The 22,382-nt window shown below is 62.1% G+C and carries 23 protein-coding genes; 14 read left to right on the plus strand and 9 right to left on the minus strand.

The genetic code is table 11. The features are described 5' to 3' along the window. Window positions 1-111: 111 nt before the first annotated feature. A complete protein-coding gene (locus AB0H22_RS22335; protein WP_358149065.1) occupies window positions 112-1,290 on the minus strand; it encodes a sigma-70 family RNA polymerase sigma factor in 1,179 nt (392 codons plus the stop codon). Beyond that, entirely contained in the window at window positions 1,291-1,698 is a 408-nt protein-coding gene (locus tag AB0H22_RS22340; RefSeq protein ID WP_358149067.1) for a YciI family protein, read from the minus strand. A gap of 501 nt (window positions 1,699-2,199) precedes the next feature. On the opposite strand from AB0H22_RS22340, the gene AB0H22_RS22345 reads away from it, so the two are divergent. Both AB0H22_RS22345 and AB0H22_RS22350 read left to right on the plus strand, forming a co-directional pair. Then, on the plus strand, window positions 2,200-2,403 hold the full coding sequence (locus AB0H22_RS22345) for a hypothetical protein (RefSeq protein ID WP_358149070.1): 204 nt from the start codon (window positions 2,200-2,202) through the stop codon (window positions 2,401-2,403). 112 nt (window positions 2,404-2,515) lie between these two features. Next, window positions 2,516-3,928, plus strand: a complete 1,413-nt coding sequence (locus tag AB0H22_RS22350) for a HAMP domain-containing sensor histidine kinase (protein WP_358149072.1) — start codon at window positions 2,516-2,518, stop codon at window positions 3,926-3,928. On the opposite strand, the gene AB0H22_RS22355 is transcribed toward AB0H22_RS22350, so the two are convergent. Both AB0H22_RS22355 and AB0H22_RS22360 read right to left on the minus strand, forming a co-directional pair. Further along, window positions 3,889-4,566 (minus strand): response regulator transcription factor, encoded by a 678-nt coding sequence (locus tag AB0H22_RS22355; RefSeq protein WP_180750256.1) that lies wholly within the window; start codon window positions 4,564-4,566, stop codon window positions 3,889-3,891. The genes AB0H22_RS22350 and AB0H22_RS22355 overlap by 40 nt on opposite strands. Window positions 4,567-4,608: 42 nt before the next feature. Then, window positions 4,609-4,830 carry a hypothetical protein gene (locus AB0H22_RS22360; protein ID WP_180750255.1) on the minus strand — a complete coding sequence of 74 codons (222 nt, stop codon included), beginning with the start codon at window positions 4,828-4,830 and terminating at the stop codon, window positions 4,609-4,611. A 129-nt stretch (window positions 4,831-4,959) separates the two neighbouring features. On the opposite strand from AB0H22_RS22360, the gene AB0H22_RS22365 reads away from it, so the two are divergent. Both AB0H22_RS22365 and AB0H22_RS22370 read left to right on the plus strand, forming a co-directional pair. Further along, window positions 4,960-5,772 carry a hypothetical protein gene (locus AB0H22_RS22365; RefSeq protein ID WP_180750254.1) on the plus strand — a complete coding sequence of 271 codons (813 nt, stop codon included), beginning with the start codon at window positions 4,960-4,962 and terminating at the stop codon, window positions 5,770-5,772. 273 nt (window positions 5,773-6,045) lie between these two features. Beyond that, the gene (locus AB0H22_RS22370) at window positions 6,046-6,543 is read left to right on the plus strand and encodes a DinB family protein (RefSeq protein ID WP_358149075.1); all 498 of its coding nucleotides are present in this window, start codon (window positions 6,046-6,048) and stop codon (window positions 6,541-6,543) included. Window positions 6,544-6,613: 70 nt separating this feature from the next. Here AB0H22_RS22370 and AB0H22_RS22375 read toward each other — a convergent pair whose 3' ends face one another. Continuing rightward, on the minus strand, window positions 6,614-7,021 hold the full coding sequence (locus AB0H22_RS22375; RefSeq protein WP_358149077.1) for a DUF1761 domain-containing protein: 408 nt from the start codon (window positions 7,019-7,021) through the stop codon (window positions 6,614-6,616). A gap of 87 nt (window positions 7,022-7,108) precedes the next feature. Between AB0H22_RS22375 and AB0H22_RS22380 the strand changes: the two genes are divergently transcribed. The 4 genes from AB0H22_RS22380 (at window position 7,109) to AB0H22_RS22395 (ending at window position 12,111) form a co-directional block, all read left to right on the plus strand. Then, a complete protein-coding gene (locus AB0H22_RS22380) occupies window positions 7,109-7,777 on the plus strand; it encodes a helix-turn-helix domain-containing protein (protein ID WP_358149079.1) in 669 nt (222 codons plus the stop codon). Window positions 7,778-8,038: 261 nt separating this feature from the next. Then, the gene (locus AB0H22_RS22385; protein ID WP_358149082.1) at window positions 8,039-8,899 is read left to right on the plus strand and encodes a metal-dependent hydrolase; all 861 of its coding nucleotides are present in this window, start codon (window positions 8,039-8,041) and stop codon (window positions 8,897-8,899) included. 957 nt (window positions 8,900-9,856) lie between these two features. Continuing rightward, window positions 9,857-10,201, plus strand: a complete 345-nt coding sequence (locus AB0H22_RS22390) for a heme-binding protein (RefSeq protein ID WP_358149084.1) — start codon at window positions 9,857-9,859, stop codon at window positions 10,199-10,201. Between the two features lie 1,148 nt (window positions 10,202-11,349). Continuing rightward, the gene (locus tag AB0H22_RS22395) at window positions 11,350-12,111 is read left to right on the plus strand and encodes a hypothetical protein (RefSeq protein WP_358149086.1); all 762 of its coding nucleotides are present in this window, start codon (window positions 11,350-11,352) and stop codon (window positions 12,109-12,111) included. A 175-nt stretch (window positions 12,112-12,286) separates the two neighbouring features. On the opposite strand, the gene AB0H22_RS22400 is transcribed toward AB0H22_RS22395, so the two are convergent. Beyond that, a complete protein-coding gene (locus AB0H22_RS22400) occupies window positions 12,287-12,535 on the minus strand; it encodes a DUF3297 family protein (protein WP_358149089.1) in 249 nt (82 codons plus the stop codon). Between the two features lie 708 nt (window positions 12,536-13,243). On the opposite strand from AB0H22_RS22400, the gene AB0H22_RS22405 reads away from it, so the two are divergent. Together AB0H22_RS22405 and AB0H22_RS22410 are read left to right on the plus strand one after the other, a co-directional pair. Then, a complete protein-coding gene (locus AB0H22_RS22405) occupies window positions 13,244-13,795 on the plus strand; it encodes a YaeQ family protein (RefSeq protein WP_358149092.1) in 552 nt (183 codons plus the stop codon). Between the two features lie 39 nt (window positions 13,796-13,834). Further along, window positions 13,835-14,017, plus strand: a complete 183-nt coding sequence (locus AB0H22_RS22410; protein ID WP_358149094.1) for a hypothetical protein — start codon at window positions 13,835-13,837, stop codon at window positions 14,015-14,017. Between the two features lie 335 nt (window positions 14,018-14,352). Here AB0H22_RS22410 and AB0H22_RS22415 read toward each other — a convergent pair whose 3' ends face one another. Together AB0H22_RS22415 and AB0H22_RS22420 are read right to left on the minus strand one after the other, a co-directional pair. Beyond that, on the minus strand, window positions 14,353-14,778 hold the full coding sequence (locus AB0H22_RS22415; protein ID WP_180750247.1) for an SRPBCC family protein: 426 nt from the start codon (window positions 14,776-14,778) through the stop codon (window positions 14,353-14,355). A 310-nt stretch (window positions 14,779-15,088) separates the two neighbouring features. Then, the gene (locus AB0H22_RS22420) at window positions 15,089-15,694 is read right to left on the minus strand and encodes a hypothetical protein (protein ID WP_358149097.1); all 606 of its coding nucleotides are present in this window, start codon (window positions 15,692-15,694) and stop codon (window positions 15,089-15,091) included. Window positions 15,695-15,915: 221 nt separating this feature from the next. On the opposite strand from AB0H22_RS22420, the gene AB0H22_RS22425 reads away from it, so the two are divergent. Then, window positions 15,916-16,506, plus strand: a complete 591-nt coding sequence (locus AB0H22_RS22425) for an FKBP-type peptidyl-prolyl cis-trans isomerase (RefSeq protein WP_358149099.1) — start codon at window positions 15,916-15,918, stop codon at window positions 16,504-16,506. A gap of 45 nt (window positions 16,507-16,551) precedes the next feature. Here the strand turns inward: AB0H22_RS22425 and AB0H22_RS22430 are convergent, their stop codons facing one another. Further along, window positions 16,552-16,980: a cellulose-binding domain-containing protein gene (locus tag AB0H22_RS22430; protein ID WP_358149102.1), complete on the minus strand. Its 429-nt coding sequence runs from the start codon at window positions 16,978-16,980 to the stop codon at window positions 16,552-16,554. Between the two features lie 452 nt (window positions 16,981-17,432). Here AB0H22_RS22430 and AB0H22_RS22435 point away from each other — a divergent pair, with 452 nt between their 5' ends. From AB0H22_RS22435 to AB0H22_RS22445, 3 genes are all read left to right on the plus strand, one after another. Then, window positions 17,433-18,683 carry a helix-turn-helix domain-containing protein gene (locus AB0H22_RS22435; protein ID WP_358149104.1) on the plus strand — a complete coding sequence of 417 codons (1,251 nt, stop codon included), beginning with the start codon at window positions 17,433-17,435 and terminating at the stop codon, window positions 18,681-18,683. 120 nt (window positions 18,684-18,803) lie between these two features. Next, complete coding sequence (locus AB0H22_RS22440; RefSeq protein WP_358149106.1) at window positions 18,804-20,807, plus strand: fatty acid desaturase; 2,004 nt, start codon at window positions 18,804-18,806, stop codon at window positions 20,805-20,807. Window positions 20,808-20,977: 170 nt separating this feature from the next. Next, window positions 20,978-22,381, plus strand: a complete 1,404-nt coding sequence (locus AB0H22_RS22445) for an aldehyde dehydrogenase family protein (RefSeq protein WP_358149109.1) — start codon at window positions 20,978-20,980, stop codon at window positions 22,379-22,381. The last annotated feature ends 1 nt before the right edge of the window (window position 22,382 follow it).

Consider the following 22,382-nt stretch of genomic DNA (forward strand, 5'->3'; position numbering starts at 1 on the left):
ACCGCGAGAAAAACGCACGCAAGCATGAGGCATATGCCGAGCGCTACGGTGCGCGCCAACAGACCGATAGCTACTCCAGCAGCGACCCCATCTGAGACGGAGAACCGACTTTCAGCAGTCTCCGTCCGAGAGTCGCTGGTGGAGTGTGGCCGCTCGGAGCGTCAGGTGGTTGCGCTCGGCGAGGTTGTGCGCCTGCTCGGCGGCCTCAACGTAGAGCCGCGCCGATATGGCGAGGTCGCCGGCCTGCTCGTGGAGGTAGGCGGATGATGCGGTGAACCGGGGGAGCGCCGGGTCGAGTTCGTCGAGCGCGGCGAGTCCCGCCCGTGGTCCGTCCGCTTCGCCGACCGCGACCGCGCGATTAAGCCGTACGACCGGGCTGTCGGTGAGTCGGACCAGCTCGTCGTACCACTCGACGATCTGCACCCAGTCCGTCTCCTCGGCGGTCTGCGCATCGGCGTGCAGGGCCGCGATCGCGGCCTGCGCCTGATACTCCCCGAGGCGATCGCGGGCCAGCGCGGCCTGGAGCACGGCCACGCCCTCGGTAATCAGGTCACGCCGCCACCGGCCGCGATCCTGATCGGACAGCGGCACGAGGCTGCCGTCGGCGCGGGTGCGAGCCGGGCGTCTGGCGTGGTGGAGCAGGAACAGGGTGAGCAGGCCCGCGACCTCCACGTCATCTGTAGTCGCGGCCAGCTGCCGCGCCAGCCGGATAGCCTCCGCGGCGAGGTCGACATCCCCGCTATACCCCTCGTTGAACACCAGGTACAGCACCCGAAGCACTGTGCGCAGATCCCCGGGGCGATCCAACCGGACCTCGTTCAGCATCCGTTTGGCTCGCGAAATCCGTTGGGCCATCGTTGTTTCGGGCACAAGATACGCCTGTGCGATCTGACGGGTGGTAAGGCCGCCGACGGCCCGCAACGTCAGCGCGACAGCCGACGTAGGGGAGAGGCTCGGGTGCGCGCACAGAAAGTAGAGCCGCAGCGTCTCATCCACGGACGCAACGGGTCCGGGTGGCGGATCGTCGGCGGCCAGGACTTCGCGGTGGTGCCGCGCGGTGTCGGATCGGGCGAGATCAATAAACCGACGCCACGCGGTGGTGATCAGCCAAGCCTTGGGTTCGTCGGGAGGTTGAGCGGACCCCGTCACCCAGGTTTCCCAAGCACGGATCAGTGCCTCTTGCACAGCGTCCTCGGCTGTCGCGAAGTCTGCACCGCGATGGACGAGGGCAGCCAGGACACCCGGGATCAGATCCCGCAGCTGGCCCTCGTCTACCGCGTCAGCAGCCATCTAGTCGGTGACGGTCGGCGGGGCGGTCAAGAACGGCCGAACCTCGAGCCACTCGTGGATAGGTTCGCCGCCGGCGCCGGGCGCGGCGGACAATTCCCCGGCAAGCTCGACGGCGCGCTCGTAGGAGTCGACATCGATGATCATCCAGCCCGCGATCAAATCCTTGGTCTCGGCGAATGGGCCGTCGGTCACCGGGGGCTTGCCCTCGCCGTCGGAGCGGACCCAGACACCTTCCGGTGCCAGGCCCTGGCCGTCGACGAACTCGCCAGTGCCTTCCAACCGTTCCGCGAAGTCGTTCATGTATTGGATGTGCGCCTGAATCTCGGCTGGCGTCCACTGGTCCATCGGCACGCAGTTGACGGCCGCCGGCGCACCTCGATAATGCTTGAGCAACAGGTACTTCGCCATGACTTCACTCCAATCTTGTCCCTCCGGACCACTGACCCTAGTTGGTCGTTCACCCCCAGGACGGAGCCATCGCGTCGTTCTCGACATCCGCCGTTGAACTTTCTAGGCTTCTCGCTGGCTGGGCCGTCTGACCAGGCGAAACCGCCGTCAGGCGAATCCCTGGCACGTCCTTCATGACGATCACGGGTACCAAACGCAGTAACTAGCTGGCGTGCTGCCGGGCGCCCGTTCTCAGCGAAGTCTCAGCGGCTCGTGGGCATTGTTGCGGCATGTCCAATATCGATGATGCGAGCGAATCGCCTGAACAACCTGCTGATCCGAATCTCGATACCAGCGACCCGATACCGACCGCTGGCACCACCGGTCCGGCGCAGGCACCTGGTACGAGGCGGCGTGGGCCGCTCGTGCGGTCGTTGACGATCGCGGGAGCTGCGGCCGCCGTTGTGGCCGTGTTGGCGCTGACATTTGGTGCGGGCGTGTGGGCCGGTAGCGAGTTCGGGGATGAGTATGGCCGAGATGGTCACGGCCATGGCGAGTCTCGTTCATACGAACGCGATGGTGCAGACCGTGAACGTGAAGGTGGCGAACATCGAGGCCGCGACTCCGATGAGGTCGAACGCCGGAACGATGACGACAGTAAGTCCAGTGATGATGTACGCCCGGCTCCCGATCGTGGTGACCGGCCGTCAGCCACGTCCCCGGTAGCGCCTATGCCGGTACCGCCAGTACCTGGGCGGTCTTAGCACCTGCATGATTGTTGGATGTGGTCGTTGTGCGTGATGCGGCATCCGGACACGACGGCGCGAGGTCTGGACCGATGGTGAAAGTCCGCATGGTCATGCTTGCAGTGCTCGGTCGGTTGCGGCGTTGGTGTGGTGGGATCGCGATCCGTTCGGCGCTGGTGGCGGCGGTGGTGGTGCTGGCCAGCCTGGTGATCGTGGGCGCGGCCTCGGTGGCTTTGTTGTATCGCTCGATGTGTGCTGATGTCGATGATGCGGCCAAGGCTCGCGCCGCTGCAGTGGCTGAGCGGCTGCGTAAGGAACCGCCGGATGAGCTGGAATCGGTGCTGCTGGCCACCGATCAGCGGATCGTGGCTGTTCAGGTCATCGACAGCAGCGGCGAAGTGGTGCGACGTTCGGGATCGGCATCCGAAGAGCCGTTGATGACGTTGCAAGACAGCAAATCTCGTGATCCCCAGGTGGGTGTTCCGGCCACTTCCGACGATGACATTCGGGTCGCCACCGCGACGGTCAGTGGCCGTAAGGGCCAGTACACGGTGTTGGTGGGTGGCGGTATTGAGCCGATCGAGTCGATGGTGTCGACGGTCGCGACGATGCTGGCGATCACCGCACCGGTCGTCGCCGTGGTCGCGGCGGTGGCGACGTATCTACTGGTGGGGCGGTCATTACGATCCGTGGACGCGATTCGTTCCCGAGTCACCCAGATCAGCACCTCTGATCTGGGTGAGCGTGTGCCGGTGCCTGACCGTGCCGATGAGATCTCGGCGCTGGCCGTGACGATGAACGAGATGCTCAGCCGGATCGAAGCCGGGCACGCGGCACAGCGTCGGTTCGTCGGGGACGCCTCGCATGAGTTGAGAAGCCCGTTGGCGACGGTGATTTCGGCGCTGGAGATCGCGCAGACACACCCCGAGGTGTTCGACAGAACCCTGGTGCAGACGGCGTTGTTGCCCGAGGCTCACCGTATGCAGTCGTTGGTGGAGGATCTGCTGTTGCTAGCCCGGGCCGATGAGCATGGGCTGCCGATGCGCCGCGCCGAGATCGACTTCGATGATTTGGCCGGGGTCGAGGTGGCGCGGCTTAAACGTGAAACCCCGCTACAGGTTTCGGCGCGGCTGGCGCCGGTTAAGGTGGTCGGTGATGCGCTTGGTGTGTCGCGGCTGCTGCGCAATCTTGCCGATAACGCGGCTCGGCATGCCGCCACGGAAGTCTCGATTGTGGTGCATGCCGATGGCGGCAGCGCATATCTGCAGGTGTCCGATGACGGGCCGGGTATCCCGCTTGCCGAGAGGGACCGGGTGTTTGAACGATTCGTGCGCCTGGATGCCGATCGCTCACGGCAGGGCGGTGGCAGCGGGCTCGGGTTGGCGATCGTCGCCGAAATCGTTGCCGCACATGATGGCACGGTGGACATTGGTGACCGCCTTGGCGGCGGAACGGTGATGACCGTTCAGTTGCCGTTGGCGAATTCGCCCGATTCGAGCCGATAGCCCGCACCGCGGACTGTGATGATCAAGTGGGCGCCGATCTTGCGGCGCAGATAGCCCACATACACCTCGACCACGTTGTCCGGGCCGTCGTAGTGGCTATCCCAAACATTTTGCAGGATATCGGTTTTCGTGACCGCGGTGTCTTTATTGCGCAGCAGGTATTCCAGTAGACCGTACTCGCGCGGTGTCAATGACACCGGTATACCGGCCCGCTCGACGACCTTGCGAGTGGGATCGAGCGACACCTCGCCTGCGGTGAGCACTACCGGGCGTTTGGGTGCTCCGCGGCGCACCAGAGCGCGTAGGCGCGCGGTGAGCACCATGAACGAGAAAGGCTTTGTGAGATAGTCATCGGCGCCTAGATCGAAGGCGTCGGTCTGGTCGTAGTCGCCGTCTTTGGCGGTGAGCATCAGCACCGGAGTCCACACTTCGGCGGCCCGCATCTTGCGCAGCACCTCGTAGCCGTTGAGGCCCGGAAGCATGATGTCCAACACGATCACGTCAAATTGTTCGTTGGTGGCCTGCCACAACCCGTCCACCCCGTTGCCGACCGTGACCACGACGAACCCCTCGGCCCGCAGACCGGCGGTTACCGTTTCCGCTAGCAGCGGTTCATCCTCGACGAGCAGAACCCGCACCGTGCACCTTTCCGGGAGCCGACCTGGCCGCCGCCGTTAGTCTTACAGTCCGGGATGCGTGGTGCTCGGCGCCAGTGCAGGTTCACTCACCGATGTAGTTGCGCGCTCGTGTGCCCGCTCTTGTGCTTCGGCCACGGTCGCGGCCGCCCCGAACAGCATCAGGGCGCCAACGATCAAGGTTGCTGCTTCTCGCCGGGAATTCATGACATCTGGCCTTTCCGTGGATACCTGGTTTATCGGGTTGAAATCGCCCGGTGATGACATCAGGTTCGCACCTGGTTGCTGTGAAGACGCTGAGCGTCGACAACCTCTTGCTTCTCAGCGGATCCTCAGCGCCCCGCGGCTACGGTGCGGACGGAAATCGTTGATACCTACGACAGACTTGGCGGGTTCATGGCTGTATCGAGTTACAAGCTTCCTCAGGTCACAGTGTTGTTCTGGGTCCTGAAGATTGCCGCGACCACGCTCGGGGAGACGGGCGGAGACTTGATCGCCCAAACCCTGGGGCTTGGCTATGCGGCCGCCTCGATCCTGTTCCTCGCGATCTTCCTGGTGAGTCTGGTTGCTCAGCTGCGTGCCCGCCAGTTTCATCCCGCCCTGTACTGGACGGTGATCGCAGCGACCAGTACCGCGGGGACGACGATGTCCGACCTGATCAACCGTGGTCCCGGCTCGGACACCGACACCGATGGCGGCCTGGGTTACGGCGTTGGGGCGGCTCTGTTGATCACCGGATTGGCCGTCGTGTTCCTGGTCTGGAAACTAACCCGCGAAACCTTCAACGTCGCCAACATCAGCACCCTGCGCGGTGAAGGGCTCTACTGGGCAGCCATCTTGCTCTCCAACACCCTGGGTACCTCATTGGGCGACTACCTTGCCGACAGCTCCGGGCTGGGCTACTGGGGCAGCGCCGCGCTAATCGGCACCATCATGGCTGCCATCCTGGCCGCCCACTATCTCACCAATATCTCCGGCGTTCTCCTGTTCTGGGCGGCATTCATCCTGACACGGCCCCTGGGGGCTACGGTCGGCGACTTCCTGTCCAAGCCGTTGGAGAAAGGCGGCTTGGCACTCGGAACCTGGGGTACTTCTGCAGCGCTCCTGGCCGCGATCATCGTCGGTATCGCCTTCGGGTACCGCAATATTCGTGCTACAGCACTCGATGGGGACCCAGAGCCGGAACTACGCGAGCTTGCCCGCGACTAGGGCTGCACCAAAATCTATGACACACTCACTCTAAGCGGCAGTGCCGCCGGGCAGGCACGGGCTGCCATGTCGATGCAGGCCCGTAATACCCACGCTCAGTCCGCAATCCGCGCGGCGAGCGGATCGTATGCCCCTCTTACTTCTCGGTTCTCTCTGACGACCGATGCATCGTCGCTCTTCGGAGATCGATCGCCGAACCGCCACCTCGCGTTTCAGCCTCACCAATACCGACCGAATGGGTCTCAATCAGACAACAGAATGGAGTGAAAGTCCATGTTTACCAACCGAATTACCGACGGCACTGAGCGAGTGATTATCGAGGACATGCTCGACCACAACCGTGAAGCGCTGATCGAAACCGTCCGCGGCCTGACCGATGCCGACGCGCGTCGACGACTGGTGACGTCGCTGACGACACCGATTTCATTGATCAAGCACGCCGCCGCCGCGGAACGGATTTGGTTCCAACGGTTCTGGGCAGGACTCGAGGAATTCGAATGCGACGGATACTCCAAGCGAGACGAGGGTACCTTCGCCGTCGCCGACGATGAGTCGCTGACCGACGTCATCGCCGAGTTCGAGCGCGCAAGTGAACGATCACGTGTGATCGCGTCCCGCTTCGATCTCGACGACACCAAGGACAATCCCCGTGAGGGCAAGGTCAGCATGCGGTGGACCCTGCTCTCCATGATCGAAGAATTCGCCAGGCACGCAGGTCACGGTGACATCCTCCGGGAGCAGATTCATCAAAATGGCTGTGGGGCAGTATAACTCATTGTACATTCGTCGCCGTGACAAATGACCGCAGCTGTGGGGGAGGGCTGCCGGTGGGGGTACGTGTCTAAAGCGCCCCAATCACCAGCGCCATGCTGAGGAACAACACCAGCTGATAGCCGCTGTTGAGGAGGGTCAACTTCGGGGGTTTCAGCTCGAAAGCGTTGTGCTGCAGGAGCGTGGTGGCCGAGAAGGTCAACCACGCCACGGACCCAACAAACAACGCCAGCCACACTGAATCATCACCAAACGCCGCCGCCGCGATCCCGATGCCGGCCGCCAGCCCGACCGCTGTGACGCCGTTCGCGACGAGGAGCTGGACCATGTTCCTTCTGCTGGCCTTCTTGGACTGTTCCGGAGTTATGCCTGTCAGCTTCCACCAAACGAGTCCAAAGCCGATCTTGCTGTACCACGCGGCGGCTACGGCCATGCCGACCACCAATGCGGGCGCGGCGGCCAGCCAGTTGATTTCCATGTCGTGGCTCCTTGATCGTCGGAACACCGGGGGAGATGTTCGCTTTGCGCGGCGGCATCTCAGCGTCACTTGATATAATCAACTCAAATGGAAAAGGTCAAGCACAATGTCGGTCGTTCCTACGGACAGTTCTGTGGTGTCTCGCGGGCCTTGGATATCGTTGGCGACCGCTGGAACCTGTTGATCGTGCGCGAGCTGCTCGCCAGTCCGATGCGCTTCAACGAGCTCGTTGCGTCCTTACGGGGAATAGCCACCAACCTCCTGGCGGAACGATTGCGAACCCTGGAGGCCGTCGGGATTGTCGAACGGCGCCTAGGGGACGTAGGAGTCTTCTATACCCTGACGCCGTGGGGCGCGGGGCTTCGCGAACCCATCGAAGCGCTTGCTAGGTGGGGCGCCCCATTGATGATGAGAGGACGTGACGGCGATTCGTTTCAACCGCGCTGGCTGGCAGTCGCGCTGCCGGCGCTGCTTCGCGGTGTAACCGCGAAGCCCTCGATCGAACTCGGTTTCGAAATCGAGGGTTCCCTCACCGTCCTGCGGGTCGACAGGGACGGCCCGCGTGTAGTCCAGGACCACTGCCAGCCGGGCGCAATTCTCACGGCCGCACCAGAGATCGTTCTTGGGCTCGCGGCCGGCGCCCTCACGATCGAGCAGGCGCTCGCTGCGAGCAGCCTCCAAGGTGACCTCCAAATCCTCCGCAAAGTCTTTCCTCTCGCGCGAGTAACCGCTACGGCTGTGCCCGATCCTCGCTAACCGGCCGCCCCTGGGCCGACTCGTCGGGCGGTGGGCCGTGGGCAAACTTCGATAAGCGGGTGGCGTGAGATCGACTTGGGGCGAACATCTTTCATCGTCCGGTAGGAGTCCAGAAGTATCAGATGATTAACTCCACGCGGGCCAAAACTGAGGCCGTCTTCCGCCTCAGTGTTGGTGCACATCGGCATCTGATTTCGGTGAACGCTTGTGCACTGTTCAAGTTAGATATACCGTCGATACCAGAATATTGGAGCGCGGCCAATGGTGTGGAGGTGTGGTGTGGCTACGCAGAATCAGATTAGAGTTCGCCGTGTCGCGTTCCGATACTCAGCTGGGACGTTGGATCGTCACTACGTCAAGGGCGACCTGATCATGAGTCACATGGTTGCCGTTCTCTCCGCGGTGTTTCCCGAGGGGGAGGAGTTCTTCATCCGGTCGGTGCAGCATTTCTCGGCTCAGGTCACGGAGCCGGAGTTGCAGGCTGCAGTGCGGGGGTTCACCGGACAAGAGGTCACCCACGGACGCGAACATCGGATTCTGAATGATCAACTGTACGAGATGGGTTACCCAACGCGCGGGATCGAATGGCTTGTGCAGAAGTACCTTTCGCGAGTATTCCGGCACATGCCGAAGCTGTACTCCTTGGCGTTGACCGCCGCATTGGAACACTTCACTGCGGCCGGTGCGGAAACCCTGTTGGAAGACCCGGAAGCTCGGGAACTTTTGGGTGACACCGAGGTTCGCTCAATCTTGCTGTGGCATGCGTTGGAGGAGAGCGAACACAAGGCGGTGGCATTCGATGTTTACCGCGTTGCCGGCGGAACCGAAACGATGCGAATCTGGACGATGCGACTGCTAATTGCCGGTGGCATGGCGACTCTGTTCTGTGCCACCGCGATCTCCATGCTGAGGGATCGTGCTACGTACAATCCGATTCGGCTGATCCGGAGTATCAATACGGTATGGCACTCACCGTTCTTTAGTCGCCAGTTCCTAGTACGGATACGTGAATACAACCGAGTTGGATTCCACCCCAATGACATCGACCGCACCGAGCTAGTCCGCACATGGCAAGAGAAACTGTTTGGCGAGGAAGGCGCACTTGCCGACCACCTCAAATAGGCTCGCTTTGCAATTGGTTCAGCGCCGCCTTGCATCGCACAACGGATAGCAGAGCCCCATGATTGTATTGAAGATCTTGTGGGGCAACGTGATTCGAGATCCATTCGTCACCGTGACGTAATGTCCTGGTGGGGTAAGCCTCGGCCAATGGCGGTGTATTAGGTTGGACAGCTTCGGTTTTACCCATCGAACTGCACGCAACAGGTATTAAGCACGGTTTCTCGAAGTGTTCAACGAGTATGGTGGAACGCCGTTAGCGGCGGCAGATGAGTCGCGGGGCAGATTGGAACCGTGGAGAAGTTTCGTTTCTGGATGGGCCGTCATTCTGCGTCACCTGCTGCGGTCCATGGCCGAGGTAAGCACGGATGCCCGTTGATGGTGGTTACCGGGGACGATCGATGGCCCTAGTCCGGGATCTGGAAGTTGAAGGTAGCGACGTTTTTGAGGATTCTCAGCCTCTACATCCTTCCGCCGCCGCATTCGCACATTAAGAGATATTGTGCTTTACGACGATGTTCTGGCCTTTCTGATCTTTCAAGAGTGAGAGGGGAAAGCAATGCGGATACGTCGCTACCTAATTCTGGGACTGGTACCGGTCGTCGCGCCGTTCTGGATCGCGATCGCTTCGCCAGCTTCCGCAGAGTGCGTGAACACCGATGGCGGCACGTTGTGCGCGCAAGGTGATGTGCGCGGCTCCGGCGGGGGGAACGGGCCCGGGTTTCAGGGTCCCATGGTCCCGTATCCCTGCGAGTACGACTGGTACTGCGACGATTGGGGCCTCAGCGTCATCACCGAGGTAAATCCGCCGGTCCGGCCGCCTTATCCCGGCGGCGGGCCTGTCCGTCCCGGCGGGCCTGGCGGCCCGAACCGTCCTGGCGGAGGAATCGGACCACGGTGACCTGCATTCGAGAATAGCGAAAAATCTTTTACGCCAATCGAATCCGACAAGGAGTGATCATGATGCACCCAACCCATCCGGCCCGTCGCATAGTCGGAGCGCTCACAGCCGGTGCGGCGGCTGGCGCCATGCTGATCGGCATCGCGGTAAGCGCTCAGGCCGAACCGCCGCCGAACTGTACCGCCGCTGATCTGGCTGGTGTCATGTCCGGGGTCTCCGCGGCTACTTCGGCCTACCTCTTCACTCACCCGGAGGTTAATGACTTTTTCACGACACTCAAAGGGCGCCCCAAAGACCAGATTCGCGCTGCGATGGCTGACTACGCCGAGGCCAATCCCCAAGTCAAAGAGGACCTTCAAGGTATCCGGCAACCAGCAGCTGATTTCAAAGAGCGCTGTGGATAGTCCGGGCGGCACACGTCCTTTTCTTCACTATTCGGCCGCAGCAAGGAAATGTCCCGAACCTGTTACATCGCAGCGATATTGGCAATTACGGCGATCGCGGCAGCAGAGGTTGCGCCTGCCCACGCCGATCCTGATTGTCAATTTTCCGGTGGGCTTGGCTTCCGGGGCCCGGATGGTGAACGTACCGCCGTTCCGCTGAGGGTCCGACAGGTCGTGTGGTGCCCGAGGCTTCTGTGGTGTCGTTGAAACTTTGGCGGCCAAAGATGTTGTGGGGCAAGTGCCTTCGGGATATATTCGTCACTGTGACGTAATACTGCCGGGCGTGTAGGGGAGGGCTGGCGGTGGGGTAGCGTAGTTCTGTGACGGTTTGTGCGATGGCTCAAGCTTAGGTTCACGGACCGGCTCGCATATGACAAACACCGGGTGCGATTCCTCGAAGTATTCAAACGGGCACAACGGAACGTTGTTGGGCGGCAGATGAGTCACCGAGGGAACTGGGATCGCGAAAAGGTTTGTGTTGATGTCATTTCTGGCTAGTCCGAGTTCCGCCTTGGTTGATCGTCGGGCGCGGTTGTTCTGCTTGCGAACGGCTTGGGTTCGTTGAAACTCCGGCGTTGGAATATCGTCACAGTGACGTTTTGAGGGTGTGTAGGCTGGACCATTCAAGAGTGGTTTAAACCGTCAATTCTGTTGCGCCCGATAGGTTTCCGGAATCCAAGGCGCAGGGTGGGTGCCGGCTGGCGCCGGCGTGGCTGCGCTAGGCGCAGTCAGTGCGACGTCCATCGGTGGGAGCCGCTACGGTGCGTGTCCGACCAGGAGGGTAGGGCGCGTGCGTGCGCCATATGCGCAGGTGCGCGCCTGTTCTGCGCATATCTAATGCCGATAAGACACATTATGTCAGTTAGAAGTCTGGTTGTTGGAGCGGATACATGATCGACCCCTGCCCTGGCTGGCGGCTGACGGTTCCGAGATTGGGTGGTTGATCTGGGTCTATCGGCGGCCCGTTGAGTCTTGCTTCTCCCACTGCCCTGTAACGCAATGTTTTTGGTCGTGCTCCGGATCGGTAAGCATCGTGTCGACACAGGTTGCCCCTTCAAATGGATCCCGGTGGCCGCAGGGACGGTGAAGGAGTGGTTAGGGTAGCGCGCATGACTGTGCACGACCGGCTCGCTGAGCTTTCCCAGCGGATCATCGCGCTGACGGGGCAAACCATCAGCCGCGACCAGGTGACGGCAGTGGCCGACCAGGCCTTCAAGCAGCAGATCGATCTCGACGACGATGGCCAGCTGCGCACGCTGGTAGCAGAACTTGCTGCACCGCTAGCTGCCGGCGGACCCGCAGTGCCGGGCATACAGTCTGGCCAGCCTGCTGAATCGGAGAACGCTGCCTCGACCTTGCCGGCACCGACGCCTTCAGCCGCGTCGTCCGGGAACCGCCGGATGCGATGGGCGGTAGTCGCAGCTGTCGCAGTACTAGTGATCGCGGGGGGCACCACCGCCTACCTCGTGATCCGACGCGCCTCGAACCACTGCGACACCACGGTCGCCGCCGCCGAGGAGGTTGCCCACCTGAGCTTCGAGTTCACCGGTCTCGCAGATCAGAACCTGCCCGCGCTCAAGGAGCGTCTATCCCCTGAGGTCTACACACAGTCCGAACAGGCATTTCGCTCCGTCAGCACGATTCCGGGCGCAGATCGATACGTCTCGCATATCGCCGAGCTGACCAGCAAGCAGGTCGAGTGCTCCGGTACCAACGCCCGCGTTGAGTCACAGATCGCCTGGTCGGTAACGACACCTAGAAACCCTGCACCGCAGACCACGCACGGGACCTGGGCCACCACTCTCGAGTACCAGAAGAACCGGTGGATCGTCACCAAGGTTGAGTATGCGCTAAATAGATCCAAGCACTGATGTGGCCGGTCCTGACCGATTCGCCGCCGGTAGGCCATTCTGCCCGTGTCCAGGCCGTGCCTGGCCTGTTGCCGGCCACCGCTGGCATGGTCGAAGAAGTGTTGAAGTTCGCGCTTGGTGAATGCGCGTCTCTGGGGCTGGGCCTCGTTCTCCTGCTGGGCGTCGGCTATTCCGCTCAGCGGAAGTAAGGTTCAACCGTGCCACTGAGCTTGACGATCATAGGATTTCCGTGGCGATCCTTCGCGGTAGGGACTTCAACACGCACCCAACCCTCGGCCACGTTGTATTCGTGAACATTGGTTTTGTCGGCGCCATTAAAGCGAATCCCCACATCGCGGCGAAGCACCTCTTCGCTATAGAAGGCGCTGCGCGGATCGATGGAGAGGTGATTCGGTGGAATGTCTGTGTTCTGATCCTCGGACATGATGGCCTTCGTTGAATGCTGCGTTGGGTGCTCGGATCGTTCTCGAAGAATCTACGCGACCCTGTCGGAGTGCTGAATCTGGGCGGGCTGGTTATCGCGATCGCCAGCAGTGTCGCGTGAACCGTCACAACGCAGCCAGGGTGAACTCCGGGTGGTTGGCGGGGTCCGGCAACCACCCGGAGGTAGTCCCTCGAAGACCTTCCCCCACGACGCGCCGATCCCGTGAGCGGACCCCAGCGACCCTAAAGCCGCAGAGCGATACCAGTTCTGGTCCGGCCGCTGGTGGCGATCTGGCCAGCAGTCCGCGCCTATCCCCTGTCACATCTCCCATTCACAGCTGCGCATCGCGAGGAATACGGCGGGATCGAATATGGCGGGTTACCAGTAGTAGTTAATTATTCACACGAAGTGCGGACACGTCCGCTTCTGATACTGCCCCACCGTGACGCGGGATAAGCCGCAGACAAGGGTAATTCGTCTTTCGCACCGTTCGACGGGACACGCTGCCTCCTTGGCGCTACGGCACGTAGGCCACCGCCCCAAGCCGGGGCCGCGGCGGGCCGTCCTCGACGCGGTTGACCTGGCGTTGCTGCATGATGCGTGCCAGGGGTCTATCGGTGGCGACTCGATCCGACGGCTAGCGCCGCGGCCTGACCACTCCAAGCGGCCTGACTGCTCGGGGAACACCACCTGGGTGGACAATATGACGTGGCTCTTTCTGCAACAGTGTTCAAAGTCGAACTTGGCGTCTCCGATGTCGATCACGGTTACTACGCCGATCACACGCTGACCGTGGCCCGTCATCCCAGTGAGACCGATGAGCGGATGGTGGTGCGATTGTTGGCGTTTGGGCTGCGCGCACACCGGCTCAGCGACGTCGACGGTGAGTTGGCGTTCGGGGCGGGCCTGTCCACCCCTGGTGTACCGGACTTGCGGCTCGCGGACTACACGGGCCGGATCCTAGAGTGGATCAACGTTGGCCAGCTCGATGGACGCGCCTTGGGCAAGGCGGCCAGCCAGGCCGACCAGGTGGTGCTGTTCCCGTTCGCCGCCGGAGTGGCCACCTGGTGGCGCACCGTCGGCCCCAAAGTGGCGGGGCTGCCGAACCTGTCTGTGGTGCAGATACCGCATGAGCCGGTGCAGCAGCTGGCTCAGACTGTCGATCGACGGGTCGCGGCGCAGGTGATGGTGATGGAAGGTCAGGTGACGATGACCGTGGGCGGTGTCGACGTCACCTTCACGCTCGAGCCATTGAAGTGAACGTCTGAGCCCGAGGTGCTAGCCGATAGCGTTAGCGCCATGGACGCTGACGTCATCGTTGTCGGGGCGGGCCTGGCCGGACTGGTCGCCTCTCCCGACGCCATCGACGCCCTCATCGCAGGTAAGCGACTCAACCTCATCCTCATGGGTGGCGACGATCTGCGGGCTATCGCGCGTGACGACATCGCCATCGACACTGCAATCCGAGCCAAACTTGTGTAGACGGCGCATCTTCTCCGCCGTGATTCAGTCCTGGGGCCCTCGGAATCAGAATCCCCGAGACGTAACGACTGGCATAATCCGTCGCGTCAACGCTGAGGAATATGCAGGATTCGAATATGCAGGGTTACCGCTAGGCTACTCCGTCTTCGTCTGATGAATCAGGCCAGTCCTCCACTGTCCGTTCTCAATTGAGACGGTAGTTTTCTCGCGGAGATCCGGCTCTACTCAACCCTGTCAGCCCGACGGTGGGCGAAGTCTTGCTGGGAGCCGTTTCCGAGATCGTCGGAGGCCGGCCCCTCTGTATTTCCAAGGGCCCGAGCCTGGTCTACGCGTGGTCAGTCGGTGAGTTTCGGGAGCCCCTTGGTGATCGCGGACGTGAGCACTTTGCCGACCAAGGCGGCGAGCCCGGGGATCGCTGAGTCGAAACCGATCGTGTAGTTGAGCGTGGTGCCGCCGCTCGCAGTCGGTGTGAGCTCCTGGCGGCCCCAGTGGCCGCGTAGTGGACTGCCTTTGGTGATCTTGTACTCGATGAGCGTGTTCGGTTGGGCTGTTGTGGTGGTTTCCTCGAACGCCGGAAGAGGACCAATCTTGAGGCGACGGACCGAGCCGGTGCCATTGCGAGAGGTGGTGCCGTCGCTGACGCGGGTGACGTTGGCGCCGAAGACCGGGCCGAGGTTCTCGTGCTCGGCGAGCTTGTTGAACACGGTCTGCGGGTCGGACTTGAACTCGTGAGTGATGTGGACACGTTGCGGTGTTGTCATGGGTTCGGATGCTAGGGCATGAAGGGATGGTTCACAGTCCCCCGCGTTCGATGTCCTCGACGACTGGGACCCGCGCGTCATCGACGGCATCGCCGCACACCATCGTACGATCGCCTTCGACAATCGCGGTGTCGCGCGGTGACTTCGAACTATTCAGCGTCCGCCAGGCAACCGTGCAACATGCCGTTCATCGAACGTCCTTCACAACCTGGCCGCTCTTGACGACGAGGGCAGCCATCTCTGGGTCGGCCAACGCAGTCGCGTCCTCGTGATGATGCCGCACATCCTCGGCACGAATAGTCGCTGCCGTCTACAGCCCGGACGGTACAACCTTGCCGTTGACCGTCACCTCGACCTGGCCGCTCTTCGCGTTGCACTCGATCTTGCCGTGCTCGAACGTCGACACGAGTAGATCTCCGACGGCGTCCTCGTCGCTGGTGGGGAGGCCCAGCGGACCTGCCGAGCCGTTACTGCCAGTTACCGACGGTGTGCCGTCCGGGTTGCGCTGGATATTCCAGGCATCGCGGATCTTGCCCACGACGATGTATGCAGGTGTGCCCGCCTGGTTGTTCTTGGCGATGATGGCGCCGCCCTGGAACTGCTGGAACACCGCGCCACTCTCCCGTGTGCCCGCGTTGCGGTCACCCGTCAGTGCCTTGCCGAGAGCCTGCTTCTGATCCTCGGTTGCCGACGAATACTTGGCAGCGATCGGGCCAGTCAGCGTCACCTCGACGTCCCTGTCCCCGATCAGCTTGACCTCAGTGGGCTGCGTCGGCGCTGCAGACGAGGTAGTGGCGATCAACCCGACCTGAGGCGACGACGTGTCGACGCTCTTGCCATTGCTGCAGCCCACGGTGATCAAAGCGACGGCGGCCAGACCGACGACTGCGGTGTAGCGGTATGCGATGGTCCCCATGGACTTCCTCTCGCGTCTTCCTGCGGTATTGGTCAAGTTACAGCTAAACCCCTTGCCCGGCCGGACTATACCCAGCCGGGGGCAACCGATAAGGCGATCTGGAAGGGCTGGCGCCCAGAGGCGGAAGAAGGCTCCAGTTGTCGGGTCCCCTATTGGCCGCTGGTGAGAAGTCTGGTTATTGCACCGGACGGACATTGCAACGCAGCTGTAGCGTGACAACCGTGAACCTCTCGCGTGTGTCCCCTTCTGTTGCACTTGCGGCCTGTGCCGCCTCATTCGTTGTGGCGCTCGCAGCTTGCGGATCCGATGCGGAGGCCAAATCAGCACCTGCTGACCCGCCCACCACGGCCAGCGGGTGCCCAACGGCAGCACCGCAGGTCGGTGGCACACCCGAGTGGACGCTGGCAGGGAGCACCGGCAATGTCGCGGTCACCGGATCCACGGATACGGCGGCGCCGTCCATCAATGTGACTGCTCCGTTCAGTGTGACCGAGACCCAGGTACACACACTGCAGGCTGGGACCGGGACGATCGTCGGAGACTTGGCCACGGTTTCGGTCTGCTACATGGGTGTCAACGGGCGCGACGGGTCCGTGTTCGACAGCAGCTACGAACGCGGCACGCCGGCCCAGTTCCCGCTTGGTGGGGTGGTGCCGGGCTTTAAGAAGGCGATCACGGGACAGAAGGTCGGGTCCACTGTGGCTGTCGCGATGACCTCTGCCGACGGTTATCCGGCCGGTCAGCCCAGCGCGGGCATTCGCGCGGGTGACTCGCTCGTCTTCGCGATCAAGATCCTCAACGCCACAAACTGACTGGCCGAAGCGGTCCACCGGTCGAACCTTGCTGCGCAGTTGCCCTTAGCTGCAAGGGTATTGCCCGTTGAGTACACAATTCAACGGTGGTGTGTAGGAACCGCTCAGTACGCCTCTCATGCCACCTGTGGCTGAACCACCTGGTGCGATGGTGCGATTCCAATTCGCGGGACCGAGAACGTAATGCGTGCCAGATTGCGCAAGGGTGCTACTCCACGTGTGCCGGACGGACTCTCCCATCGGCAAGTCGAATTCAAGCTTCCAATCGTTTAGCGGCACCGTACTTAAGTTGGTGATGGTGAAGCCGGCGATGAAACCGGTCTGCCACGTCGATGTCACCGACAACGTGGCCGTGGCCGCAGCCGCATGAGCTACGGGGGCGATGGGAAGTCCGAGGATGACAAGCATCAACGCCGACACGGTTACGTGAAGCGCTGCACGCCAACGCTTCACGTAATTGTCAAGTGCCGCCATAGCGGACAACACTAAAGCCAGACAGGCGATAACGGTCCTCGCATCGCCAGTAAGCTGCAGTACCTTTGCTCAACTGAGACCGTCATGAAATTTAGGTCTCGATCCACCCCCAATCTTGTCGCGGTCCGGGCCGAATGCGAACTTGCGGTCTGTGCGTCACTGCTAGGGCGCCGCCCGCGGTATTGCCCACCGACCACTCCCCTGTCGTCGCCACTCACGGATCTCAGTTGCCCGTCCAGCTCGGGTGAGTTCGTTTGCGATGACGACGCGGTCATCGAGTTGCAGTGCGCCTTCCAATTGACGGCTTGGCAAGTATTTGTTTCGATCGGGGCAATTCTCCTGCACCAGAGAAGACGCGTTCCAAAGACAGGTGATACGGCGTAGTGATTTTCGTGCTGCATCGATCGCGAATGGTCGGCTGTGGCGGTTTAGTCGGGCGTTAGTGTGCAGATATGGACGTGCTAGAGCCGGCTGACGGCGCGGTCGCTGGAAGGGCCGTCGCTGCATCTCTCCTGGCGAATACGTCCAGCCTGGCAGACGACATGCTCAAGTACTTGGTCGACCGGATCCCGGAGATCGGTGCAGATGCCGAGCTTCTCGGCCTGACGCTGGGGTCGTGCTCGTCGAATCTTGAAGCGGTGCTTTCGATGGTCCGCTATGGGATCGACATTGCGGCTGTCGAGGCGCCGGTAACGGCGCTCGAACACGCGCGAGCCATGGCATCACGGGGACACAGCGTCGATGTGATGCTGCGGTTCTATCGGCTGGGCCATGAGTTCTTCACCGAGAAACTTTCCGATTCGATCACTGACCGGGTCGCGGACCCCGCCGTCGCGCTCAGGACATTTGTCGATCTGGAGCGGTTCGGATTTCGCTACATCGACCGCATCTCCAGTCTCGTGGCCGCCGAGTACGTCGCCGAGCTTGACCGACGCCAGAACCAGGCAAGAGCCGAGCGCGCCGATGTCGTGCGGGCGCTGCTGGCCGGGGAACGTGTCGACCTTGCTCGGGCCGAACGTGTACTCAGCCACCGGCTAACCGGTAAGCAGATCGGCTTCGTGTGTTGGGTCGAGGACCGCGGTGTCGACCTTGAGGGATTCGCCCGGCGGGTCGGTAGGTTTTTCGGGGCGGGTCACTCGCTCGTGGTGACGGATGGCCCCCTCTCGGTGTGGGGATGGGCATCGATCACGGGTGACGCGAGGACTTCGCTCGCGGGCAAGGCGACGGAATTTGCCGGTAAATCTGAAAACGTACACATTGCGGTGGGCTCTCCTCATCCGGGGGCTGCAGGCTTCCGCGCCTCCCACTTGGAGGCTCTCCGCACTCGTCGGGTCATCGAATTGTCTGGGCGCGCGGCGCCATCGATCACTGAGTTCGGCGATGTTGCGTTGGTGGATGCCATTTCGCGCGACCTGGATGCGGCAAGGGCCTTCGTTGCCGCCCAGCTTGGCGATCTCGCGCGGGACGACGCGAAAGAGCGGGGCGAGCGCGACGCATTGCTGGCTGTTCTGGACGCCCAAGGAAGTCTGGCTACCGCAGCACGCACCTTGGGAATCCACCGGAACACCGTCCTGCAAAGGGTGCGCCGTGCCGAAGAACGCCGGGGCCGGCCCGCAACGATCAATATCGCCGAACTGCATGCTGCCCTGCTCGTTTGCGACGTGCTGGGCGCCTCGGTGTTGCGCGAGTCATCGCCTCGCTGACCAAAGTCCGGGCGCGCCGGGATGTGCTCACAGCACACCGGAGAGGGCTGGGAGGGTCTTGTTGACGGACACCGGCTGTTTGTAGGTTGCGAGGCATCCCAAAGCGCGAAGGAGCAGTCGATGACGACTCAACAGCCCGAACTCCCGGTGGCGGCCCCGCACTATGCCTTGCCTGATTCGGGCGAGCAGGTACCGGCGCTGTCCTGGCCGATAGTTGGCATCTTCACATTCGCGTTGGCGGTTTTCGGCGCGTCAACCTGGGCTGTCCTCACCGAGGCTTTGCCGGTGATCGTGACCGTCGCCGCGAGTTCTGCGGCCATCTTCGTCCTGTTCACGGTGTTGCACGACGCCTCGCACTATTCGATCAGCTCGCATCGCTGGGTCAATGTCGCCTTTGGCCGCGTGGCGATGTTCTTCGTCTCGCCTTTGATCTCGTTCAAGTCGTTCGCGTTCATCCATATCGAGCACCACCGCAACACCAATGACGGTGCGTCTGATCCCGATCACTTCGTCAGCTCCGCGCCCTGGTGGCAATTGCCCATCCGCTTCCCTGCGATGGACTTGCCGTACATCAGTTTTCTGGTGCGTCATGTGCGGCGGCGCCCACGCGCTGAGATTCTCGAAACCGGGGCCTTGATGATTTTGTCGGTGGCGGTGATCGTGTCGGCCGCCTTTGCCGGGCATCTGTGGATGCTCGCGGTGATCTACCTGATTCCCGAGCGGGTCGCCATGTTTGTGCTGGCATGGTGGTTCGACTGGCTACCCCACCACGACCTGAATGACACCCAGCGCGAGAACCGCTATCGCGCGACCCGCAACCGCGTCGGCTCCGAGTGGATCCTGACACCGCTGCTGTTGTCGCAGAACTACCACCTAGTCCACCACCTGCACCCCTCGGTGCCCTTCTACCGCTACGTCGCAGCCTGGCGACGCAACGAGGCCGCCTACCTCGAGCGGGATTCGGCGATCAGCACCGTCTTCGGGCAGCAGCTCGACGCCACGCAGTACCGCGAGTGGAAACGTCTCAACGGCAAACTCGCTGCGCTGCTCCCAGTCCGAATTCCGCGGCCTTCGGAGGCACGCCATGCCAGCACCCACCCGATCTCCGTCAAAAGCGTTGAGCCCCTGACACCGGACAGCGTCAAAGTCACCTTCGACGTTCCCGATCACCTCAGCGATCAGTTTCAATTCCAGGCGGGACAACATCTGACCGTTCGACATCGCATCGGCGGCCGGGAGGTGCGGCGAAACTACTCGATTTGCGTCTCGGCCACATCGGGTGAACTCGCGATCGCAGTGCGGCATGTCGCAGGTGGGATGTTCTCGACCTTCGCGGTGGAAACACTGAGAGTCGGTGACGTCCTGGAGCTGATGACACCCACGGGCAGCTTCGGTGCACCTCTTGATCCACTGGCTCGGCGCGAATACGTCGCCGTAGCGGCGGGCAGCGGTATTACGCCCGTCCTGTCGCTCCTGCGCACCACGATGGAGATCGAGACCGAGAGCCGCTTCACACTGTTCTACGGCAACCGAACCGCTGAGTCGACCATGTTCGCCATCGAACTCGATGAGCTCGAATCACGATACGCAGACCGGCTACGCATCTTCCACATCCGCTCCGCCGACGCGCATCACCCCGCTCCCCTTCGCGGCCATATCGACCTGGCGATGGTTCAACGACTGCTTGCCCGCGATCTCACTTCAATCGATCGGTGGTACCTGTGCGGCCCTGGCGATCTCGTTACCACAATGCGCCGCGGGCTCACATCCAAAGAAGTGCCGACCGAGCAGATACACCTTGAACTGTTCCGTGCCACGAACCGACCCACACACCTCGATGACTTCCCCAATTCAGAAGTGACCATCACCGTGTCCGGGGCGGACCACACCGTGCAACTCGCCGCTGGTGAAACCGTTCTCGAATCCGCACTGAAAAACAACATTGATGCGCCGTATGCCTGTCTTGGCGGCGCGTGTGGCACGTGCAAAGCCAAGATCACATGGGGCGCAGTATCGATGGAGCAGAATTTTGCACTCAACACAGCCGAGATCGAGGCGGGTTTCGTACTGACCTGCCAGTCCCATCCCACCACCGCAACGGTCGCAGTCGACTACGACAGCTGAGCCAACACATGCATTGGCGCCGCCACCTAGAGGTCCTGCTCGCACACCAAATTGACGGCACATCCTGCACGACAAACACTTTCGTGCCAGCACCGCGGGCGTGGAACAACTCATTCAACACGGCCTGATCGGTCGCCCAAGGCGGCACGGAACTTCTCGGAGGTAAACAGATGTCTACACCGACTACTGCACCAGTGGTCTCCAATTTGCCCGACATTCCCGATGCCGTGGCACGGGTTCGCCGCGAGTTCGCCTCAGGCCGGACCCGAGACCGCGCTTGGCGTGAGAAGCAGCTGCGGAACCTGATTCGGCTGCTGGACGAGCAGGAGGATCAAATCGCCGCCGCGCTGGCTAGTGATCTTGGACGCAGCCGGGCTGAAACCTGGATCGGCGACATATCGTCCACCAGGGGTGAGGCCGCGTTCGCGCTGAAACACCTGCGCCGGTGGATGCGCCGGCGGCGACAGTCGCTTTCGCTGGTGCAGTATCCGGGTTCGGCCTGGGTGCAGTACGAGCCGCTCGGGGCCATTCTTATCATCGGCCCGTGGAATTACCCGGTGTACCTGACTCTTTCGCCGCTGGTGGCTGCGTTGGCCGCGGGCAACTGCGCGGTGCTCAAGCCCTCCGAGCTGGCACCGGCCACGTCGGCCCTGCTGGCACGGTTGGTTCCCGAATACCTGGACTCCGAGGCGGTCGTCGTGGTCGAGGGCGACGCCCTGGTCACCCAGGAGCTGCTGGCGCAGGGTTTTGACCACGTACTGTTCACCGGCGGCCCCGAAATCGGAAAGAAGATCATGGCCGCCGCTGCGGCGACGCTGACTCCGGTGACTCTGGAACTGGGCGGTAAAAGCCCGGTGATTGTGACTGCTGATGCCGATCTGGACATCGCGGCCCGCCGGATCGCCTGGGTCAAGTGCGCGAACTCGGGGCAGACCTGCATCGCGCCGGACTACGTGCTGGCCGATTACCGTATCCGCGATCAGCTGGTGGACAAGATCGTTGCGGTAATCGAGCAGTTCGAGCGGGCGGGGGGCGCAGACGGCCGCCGGATCGTTAACGAGCGCCAATTTGCCAGGCTGGCAGCCTATCTCGCGCAGACTCGCGGCAAGATCGCGACGGGCGGACGGGTCACCGAGGCGACTTTGTCGATCGAGCCGACCGTGATCGTCGACCCGGATCTCGGTGATGCGGTCATGCAGGAGGAAATCTTCGGACCCATCCTGCCGGTGCTGGCGTACGAAAGCCTCGACGACGCGATTTCGTTCGTGAACTCCCGACCGAAACCGCTTGCCGGGTACTATTTTACGAAATCGGCAGCGGTGGGTGAGCGTCTGGTAGACGAGATTCCGTCCGGCGGTGCGGTGATCAATCATGTTGCGATGCACTGCCTGGTGCCGCAGCTGCCGTTTGGCGGTGTCGGCGCCAGTGGGATGGGCGCCTACCACGGCCGCTGGGGATTCGAAGCACTCAGTCACAGGAAATCGGTGCTACGTAAGACCTTCCGCCCGGACCTACAGCTGATCTATCCCCCGTATAGCGAGCGGACGCTGAAGATCCTACGCAAGATCCTCTAAG

The sequence above is a fragment of the Mycobacterium sp. NPDC050853 genome, from assembly GCF_040653875.1.
Taxonomy (GTDB): Bacteria; Actinomycetota; Actinomycetes; order Mycobacteriales; family Mycobacteriaceae; genus Mycobacterium.

Coding starts and splice junctions, on each gene's coding strand:
- AB0H22_RS22335 (WP_358149065.1), bottom strand. CDS start 1,290: ATGGCTGCTGACGCGGTAGACGAGGGCCAGCTGCGGGATCTGATCCCG.
- AB0H22_RS22340 (WP_358149067.1), bottom strand. CDS start 1,698: ATGGCGAAGTACCTGTTGCTCAAGCATTATCGAGGTGCGCCGGCGGCC.
- AB0H22_RS22345 (WP_358149070.1), top strand. CDS start 2,200: ATGAGTATGGCCGAGATGGTCACGGCCATGGCGAGTCTCGTTCATACG.
- AB0H22_RS22350 (WP_358149072.1), top strand. CDS start 2,516: ATGGTGAAAGTCCGCATGGTCATGCTTGCAGTGCTCGGTCGGTTGCGG.
- AB0H22_RS22360 (WP_180750255.1), bottom strand. CDS start 4,830: ATGTCATCACCGGGCGATTTCAACCCGATAAACCAGGTATCCACGGAA.
- AB0H22_RS22365 (WP_180750254.1), top strand. CDS start 4,960: ATGGCTGTATCGAGTTACAAGCTTCCTCAGGTCACAGTGTTGTTCTGG.
- AB0H22_RS22370 (WP_358149075.1), top strand. CDS start 6,046: ATGTTTACCAACCGAATTACCGACGGCACTGAGCGAGTGATTATCGAG.
- AB0H22_RS22375 (WP_358149077.1), bottom strand. CDS start 7,021: ATGGAAATCAACTGGCTGGCCGCCGCGCCCGCATTGGTGGTCGGCATG.
- AB0H22_RS22380 (WP_358149079.1), top strand. CDS start 7,109: ATGGAAAAGGTCAAGCACAATGTCGGTCGTTCCTACGGACAGTTCTGT.
- AB0H22_RS22385 (WP_358149082.1), top strand. CDS start 8,039: ATGGTGTGGAGGTGTGGTGTGGCTACGCAGAATCAGATTAGAGTTCGC.
- AB0H22_RS22390 (WP_358149084.1), top strand. CDS start 9,857: ATGATGCACCCAACCCATCCGGCCCGTCGCATAGTCGGAGCGCTCACA.
- AB0H22_RS22395 (WP_358149086.1), top strand. CDS start 11,350: ATGACTGTGCACGACCGGCTCGCTGAGCTTTCCCAGCGGATCATCGCG.
- AB0H22_RS22400 (WP_358149089.1), bottom strand. CDS start 12,535: ATGTCCGAGGATCAGAACACAGACATTCCACCGAATCACCTCTCCATC.
- AB0H22_RS22410 (WP_358149094.1), top strand. CDS start 13,835: ATGGACGCTGACGTCATCGTTGTCGGGGCGGGCCTGGCCGGACTGGTC.
- AB0H22_RS22415 (WP_180750247.1), bottom strand. CDS start 14,778: ATGACAACACCGCAACGTGTCCACATCACTCACGAGTTCAAGTCCGAC.
- AB0H22_RS22420 (WP_358149097.1), bottom strand. CDS start 15,694: ATGGGGACCATCGCATACCGCTACACCGCAGTCGTCGGTCTGGCCGCC.
- AB0H22_RS22430 (WP_358149102.1), bottom strand. CDS start 16,980: ATGGCGGCACTTGACAATTACGTGAAGCGTTGGCGTGCAGCGCTTCAC.
- AB0H22_RS22435 (WP_358149104.1), top strand. CDS start 17,433: ATGGACGTGCTAGAGCCGGCTGACGGCGCGGTCGCTGGAAGGGCCGTC.
- AB0H22_RS22440 (WP_358149106.1), top strand. CDS start 18,804: ATGACGACTCAACAGCCCGAACTCCCGGTGGCGGCCCCGCACTATGCC.
- AB0H22_RS22445 (WP_358149109.1), top strand. CDS start 20,978: ATGTCTACACCGACTACTGCACCAGTGGTCTCCAATTTGCCCGACATT.